Source organism: Nocardia aegles (assembly GCF_052545135.1).
In genome coordinates this window covers 1-1,796 of record NZ_JBQWRI010000033.1, presented here as the reverse complement: position 1 = coordinate 1,796, position 1,796 = coordinate 1, and the positions used below count along the sequence as shown (strand labels likewise).

The 1,796-nt window shown below is 65.8% G+C and carries 2 protein-coding genes; both read left to right on the top strand.

All coding sequences use genetic code 11. From position 1 onward, the window contains the following. Positions 1-726: aminotransferase class IV family protein (locus ACT89H_RS29305; RefSeq protein ID WP_445111904.1), on the top strand; the 726-nt coding region annotated here is incomplete at its 5' end. 66 nt (positions 727-792) lie between these two features. Next, positions 793-1,707 (top strand): SUMF1/EgtB/PvdO family nonheme iron enzyme, encoded by a 915-nt coding sequence (locus tag ACT89H_RS29300; RefSeq protein ID WP_445111903.1) that lies wholly within the window; start codon positions 793-795, stop codon positions 1,705-1,707. Positions 1,708-1,796 lie beyond the last annotated feature (89 nt).

Below are 1,796 nucleotides of genomic sequence, written 5' to 3'. Positions count from 1 at the left end.
GTCAACCTTGGTCACTTCACCTCGATGCGCTGCGAGAACGGCGCTGTGCGTGGCCTGTCTCTGCACTTGGATCGACTCACCCGAGACTGTCGCGCGGTGTTTGACGCCGAGCTCCAGCCCGAACGGGTCCGCGAACTGGTCCGCCACGCTCTGCGCGAGACCGACGAGCCGGTGACCGTGCGGGTCACCATCTACGACCCTGCGATCGAGTTGGGCCGGCCTGGCGCCCCCGCCGAACCGCACGTACTGGTCACCATGCGCCCTGCACCGCAGGCTCAGCCGGGCCCATTGCGTCTGCAATCCGCGGCCTACGCTCGTGATCTGCCTACGGTCAAGCACGTCGGGCTCTTCGGCGCGATGACCATGCGCAGCGGCGCCCAGCGCGCAGGGTTCGACGACGTGCTGTTCACCGATCCCGACGGCACGATTTCGGAGATCGCCACCAGCAATATCGGCTTCATCACCGAGCACGGGCAGCTCGTATGGCCCCAGGCCAACATGCTGGTCGGCATCACCATGCGGCTGATCAACCAATCGCGCGACAACGGCATAGTTTCCAAACGCATCACGCTGTCCCAGCTCCGGCGATTCAGCGGCGCCGTCGCAACCAACGCCGCGGTCGGTGTACGCCCGGTCTCCCGAATCGACGACATCGAATGGCCCGAACACGAACTCGTCGCGATCCTGCGCAAAGAGTACGAATCCATTCCGCCACAAAAGATCTGAGCAGCAGAACACCGGGCCAGTGACTAGGCTGATACGCCACCACACCGGAAAGGGACTCTGCGCGCAATGATCAGCCTCGTTCGGCCCTGGACCGGCACCGAGGTTCGCTCGCTGCGCGAGGCGCGCCGCATGACACTCAAGGAGTTCGCCGCGCACCTCGGCGTCCAAGAGCGCACGATCTCGAAGTGGGAGGCCGGCGCCGCGAACGTTACGCCGAAACCGGTCAACCAGCCGGCCCTCGACACCTCGTTGTCCCGTCTGACCGCAGACGAACAGACGCGGTTCATCAACACCGTGGCGCCCGAAGCGATCGGCGAAGCCCGCGACACCGATGCCGTGGTGCAGCCCGCCCACATCCGGAATCCTGTCGACGGCAAACTCGTGACCTGGATCCCCGAAGGGGTATTCCTGTCGGGCCTCGACGAGCGGCCCGAATGGCTTCCCGGTTTCTATATCGACACCTACCCGGTCAGCAACGACGACTATGCGCGGTTCGTCGCCGCCACCGGTCACCGCCGGCCCGAGCACTGGGCCGGCGACCGACCCCCACTCGACATCGCCGACCACCCCGTGGTCTGGATCACCCACGCCGACGCCGACGCCTACGCACGATGGGCCCACAAGCGACTCCCCAGCAGCCTGCAATGGGAGAAAGCCGCCCGCGGCACCAGCGGCGCCACCTGGCCATGGGGAACCCAACCCACTCCCCGAAAATGCAACTGCCGCGGCGTCGGCCCGGCCACCACCAACCCCGTCGACTGCTACAAGAGCGGCGCATCCCCCTGGGGCGTCTACGACATGTGCGGGAACGTCTGGGAATGGTGCGCCACCGAGTCGACACCCGGCCGGTTCGAACTCAAAGGCGGTGCCTGGACAACCCTGTTCGAGCGAACCGTCCCCGCCGCGTTCAACGACGCTGACCGGGAAATGCTCGACAACGACACCGGGTTCCGCTGTGTTACAGCGGACGTGAGCATATGAGCAACCGCGGCCGTTTCCAGCGGGCCAACTGATCGCCAACGTCGTCCCGGACCTCCGACCCCCACCTTTACAGACCAAGATCGTCATCG